5 protein-coding genes are annotated in these 4,250 nt (G+C 70.3%); 4 read left to right on the forward strand and 1 reads right to left on the reverse strand.

Going from position 1 to position 4,250, the window contains the following annotated elements; translation table 11 throughout:
• On the reverse strand, positions 1–768 hold a 768-nt coding region (locus H5J33_RS25465), incomplete at its 3' end, for an aminotransferase class V-fold PLP-dependent enzyme (RefSeq protein ID WP_181797207.1).
• Between the two features lie 137 nt (positions 769–905).
• Between H5J33_RS25465 and H5J33_RS25470 the strand changes: the two genes are divergently transcribed.
• The 4 genes from H5J33_RS25470 to H5J33_RS25485 form a co-directional block, all read left to right on the forward strand.
• A complete protein-coding gene (locus tag H5J33_RS25470; protein WP_181797208.1) occupies positions 906–1,754 on the forward strand; it encodes a transporter substrate-binding domain-containing protein in 849 nt (282 codons plus the stop codon).
• Positions 1,751–2,584 carry an amino acid ABC transporter permease gene (locus tag H5J33_RS25475; RefSeq protein ID WP_181797209.1) on the forward strand — a complete coding sequence of 278 codons (834 nt, stop codon included), beginning with the start codon at positions 1,751–1,753 and terminating at the stop codon, positions 2,582–2,584. Before H5J33_RS25470 ends, H5J33_RS25475 begins: the two co-directional genes overlap by 4 nt.
• Positions 2,581–3,375 carry an amino acid ABC transporter ATP-binding protein gene (locus H5J33_RS25480; RefSeq protein WP_181797210.1) on the forward strand — a complete coding sequence of 265 codons (795 nt, stop codon included), beginning with the start codon at positions 2,581–2,583 and terminating at the stop codon, positions 3,373–3,375. The genes H5J33_RS25475 and H5J33_RS25480 overlap by 4 nt, the downstream gene beginning before the upstream one ends.
• 18 nt (positions 3,376–3,393) lie before the next feature.
• Positions 3,394–4,250 (forward strand): amidohydrolase (locus H5J33_RS25485; RefSeq protein ID WP_181797211.1); only part of this gene is annotated, 857 nt, incomplete at its 3' end.

Raw genomic sequence — 4,250 nt, forward strand, 5'->3', positions numbered from 1 at the left:
CGCGGCCCGCGCCGCGCTCCGGTGCCGGGCCATCACCGTCCCCAGCCCGTCCGATTCGATCCGCTCCAGGCACGCCTCGAGCGCCAGCATCTCCAGCTGGGCCGGCGCGTGCGGCAGGGCCTTGCGGCCCGCGTCGATCCAGCGCTCCTTCCAGTCCAGCAGGGACAGGTAGGAGCGGCGCGGGGCGTTCGGGTTGGCGGCCATCCGGGCCCACGCCCGCTCGCTCACCGAGATCGCCGACACTCCCGCCGGGCCGCCCATCGCCTTCTGCGCCCCGATCACGCACAGGTCCACGCCCCAGGCGTCCGGCAGCACCGGCTCCGCGCCCACGGAGGCCACCGCGTCCAGGTAGAAGAGGGCGCCCTGCTCCCGTACCGCCTCGCCGATCTCCGCGACCGGGTTGGTGTTGCCGGTCGCCGCCTCGGCGTGCACCAGCGACACGAAGTCGATCTCCGGGTGCTCGGCGAACGCCTCCCGGATCAGATCGGCGCTCACCGCCGTGTGGAAGGGGACGGCGAGGTCGTGCACGGTGGCGCCGGCGTCCCGCAGCCAGTCGCCGAAGGTCTGGCCGTACGGACCGGTGATCACGTTCAGTGCCACCGTGCCCGGCCCGGCCGCCGCGCGGATCGCGCCCTCCAGCGGCAGCAGTGCCTCGCCCTGGGTGATCAGGACGTCCTGCCGGGTGTCCAGCAGCCGGGCCACGCCGTCCTCGATGGCGGCGAAGCGCTCGGCACTCAGCGGGGGCAGATCGAGGAAGGGGTGGGTCACGGCGTGCTCTCTCTTCAAACGGGAAGTCGATTCCCTCGATCTTAGGCGCAGCGGCCCCGTTACCATGGGTTTGATTTGAGAGGGTCAAACTTTTCCTTATAATCGGAACCCAACGTCCCCTACCGGGAGATTCCCCCATGACAACGCTCCTCGGACGCCGGACCCGCGCTCTGGCAGCCATCACCGTGACGGCCGGGCTCGCGCTCGTGGCCGGCTGCTCCTCGGACGACGGCGGGGGGAGCGGCAAGACCACCGTCAAGGGCGTCCACCTGGCCAAGGCGGGGCAGCTCACCACCTGCACCCACCTTCCGTACCCGCCGTTCCAGTCGGAGATCGACGGCAAGGTGCAGGGCTTCGACGTCGCCCTGATCGACCTCGTCGCCAAGGACCTCGGCGTCCGGCAGAAGATCCAGGACACCCCCTTCGAGAACTTCAAGACCGGTGCCTTCCTGAACTCCGGGCAGTGCGACCTGGCCGCCGCCGGCATGACCATCACCGACGAGCGCAAGAAGAACGTCGACTTCTCCGACCCCTACTTCGAGGCCACCCAGGCCGTCCTCGTCGCCAAGGACAGCGGGATCACCTCGCTCGCCGACGTCAAGGCCAAGGGCAGCAAGCTCGGCGCCCAGGCGCAGACCACCGGCGAGGACTACGTCAAGGAGAAGGGCTACGACCCGGTCTCCTTCGAGTCCTCCGACGCGGTCCTCAACGGCCTGCGCACCGGCCAGGTCAAGGCCGTCGTCATCGACTACCCGGTGGTCCAGGGCTGGCTGAAGGACAAGGCCAACGCGGACAAGTTCAAGGTCGTCGACAACCTCAAGACCGGCGAGCAGTACGGCTTCACCGTCAAGAAGGGCAACACGGCGCTGCGCGACGCCATCGACAAGGCGCTCAAGCAGGCCAAGGCCGACGGCACCTACAAGAAGATCTACGAGAAGTGGATCGGCCCGTACGACGCCTCCGTCGCGTCTCCCACCGCCTCATGACCGACACGGACACAACCCTCCAGCCGAAGAAGAAGGGACTGACCCGGCGGCAGAAGCGCACCCTGTCGCGGGGCGTCCAGTACACCGTCTTCGCCGCCGCCGTGATCGCCTTCGCGGTCACGGCCGACTGGGGCCGGCTGCGGAACCAGTTCGCCCAGGCCGACATCGCCCGGCAGATGTTCCCGGACGTCATCACGCTGGCGCTGAAGAACACCGTGCTGTACACGCTGTCCGGCTTCGTGGTCGGGCTGGTCCTCGGCATGGTCATCGCGCTGATGCGGCTGTCGTCCGTGGGCCCCTACCGCTGGCTGGCCGGCGTCTACATCGAGATCTTCCGCGGCCTGCCCGCCCTGCTGATCTTCATCTTCGTCGGCGTGGCCGTGCCCCTCGCCTTCCCCGGCACGGAGATCCCCGGCGGCACCTACGGCAAGGTCGCCCTCGCGCTCGGCCTGGTCTCCGCCGCCTACATGGCCGAGACCATCCGCGCCGGCATCCAGGCCGTGCCCAGGGGACAGATGGAGGCGGCCCGTTCGCTCGGCTTCTCGCCGGCGAAGGCCATGATCTCGATCATCGTCCCGCAGGCGTTCCGGATCATCCTGCCGCCGCTGACCAACGAACTCGTCCTGCTGTTCAAGGACTCCTCGCTGGTGCTGTTCCTCGGCGTCACCCTGGAGGAACGCGAACTGTCCAAGTTCGGCCGGGACCTGGCCAGTACGACCGCCAACTCCACGCCGATCCTGGTCGCGGGCCTGTGCTACCTGCTGGTCACCATCCCGCTCAGCTTCGTCGTGCGCCGTTTGGAGACCAAGGCCCAGGAGGCGATCCGGTGAGCCGTCCGGAGATCGAAGTCCGCGGGCTGCACAAGTCCTTCGGCGACAACGAGGTGCTGCGCGGCATCGACCTGGAGATCCGCCAGGGGGAGGTCGTCTGTGTCATCGGCCCCTCCGGGTCCGGCAAGTCGACGCTGCTGCGCTGTGTGAACCTGCTGGAGGAGCCCACCAAGGGCCAGGTCTTCGTCGGCGGCACCGAGGTGACCGACCCGGACGTCGACATCGACGCCGTACGCCGCCGCATCGGCATGGTCTTCCAGCAGTTCAACCTCTTCCCGCACCTGAGCGTCACCGAGAACCTCACGCTGCCCCAGCGCCGGGTGCTCGGGCGGGACAAGGCGACCGCCGCGCGGATCGCCGCCGAGAACCTGGCCCGGGTCGGCCTCGCCGAGAAGGCGGACGCCTATCCGTCCTCCCTCTCCGGCGGGCAGCAGCAGCGCGTCGCCATCGCCCGCGCGCTCGCCATGGGCCCCGGGGTGATGCTCTTCGACGAGCCGACCTCCGCGCTCGACCCCGAGCTGGTCGGCGACGTCCTCGCCGTCATGCGCATGCTCGCCCGGGAAGGCATGACGATGATGGTCGTCACCCACGAGATGACCTTCGCCCGCGAGGTCGCCGACCGGGTCGTCTTCATGGACGGCGGAGTGATCGTCGAGGACGGCAGCCCCGAGCGGGTCATCGGCGACCCCCGCCACGAACGCACCCGGCACTTCCTGTCCCGGCTGCTGGACCCGGCGATGGCCGAGGTCGAGGAGGAGACCTCCGACCAGGTGGGGAAGTCGGAGCCGTAGGCCGTTAGGGTGCGGTGCATGAGCGATGGCGCTGTGCTGCACGTGAAGGGGCGCGTCCTGGCCGGTCCGGACGACGTCCGGGACGAGCTGTGGGTGGTCGGGGGCCGGATCTCTTATGACCGCCCCGCCGGCGCCCGGGACGTGCGGACCGTCACCGGCTGGGCCCTGCCCGGCCTGGTCGACGCGCACTGCCACGTCGGCCTGGACGCGCACGGCCCGGTCGACGCGGAGACCGCCGAGAAACAGGCGCTCACCGACCGGGACGCGGGCGCCCTGCTGCTCCGGGACGCGGGCTCGCCCTCCGACACCCGCTGGATCGACGACCGCGCCGACCTGCCGAAGATCATCCGGGCGGGCCGGCACATCGCCCGCACCCGCCGCTACATCCGCAACTACGCCTGGGAGATCGAACCGGACGACCTCGTCGCCTACGTCGCCCAGGAGGCCCGGCGCGGCGACGGCTGGGTCAAGCTGGTCGGCGACTGGATCGACCGCGACCTCGGCGACCTCGCCCCCTGCTGGCCCCGCGAGGCGGTGACGGCGGCCATCGCCGAGGCCCACCGGCTCGGCGCCCGCGTCACCGCGCACTGCTTCGCCGAGAGCTCGCTGCGCGACCTGGTCGAGGCGGGCATCGACTGCATCGAGCACGCGACCGGGCTCAGCGAGGACCTGATCCCGCTGTTCGCCGAGCGGGGCGTCGCCATCGTGCCCACCCTCGTCAACATCGCCACCTTCCCCGAACTCGCCGAGGGCGGCGAGAAGAAGTTCCCCCGCTGGTCCGCCCATATGCGCCGGCTGCACGAGCGGCGCTACGACACCGTGCGCGGCGCCTACGACGCCGGGATCCCGGTCTACGTCGGCACGGACGCCGGCGG

This window comes from Streptomyces sp. WELS2 (assembly GCF_013870595.1).
GTDB lineage: Bacteria > Actinomycetota > Actinomycetes > Streptomycetales > Streptomycetaceae > Streptomyces.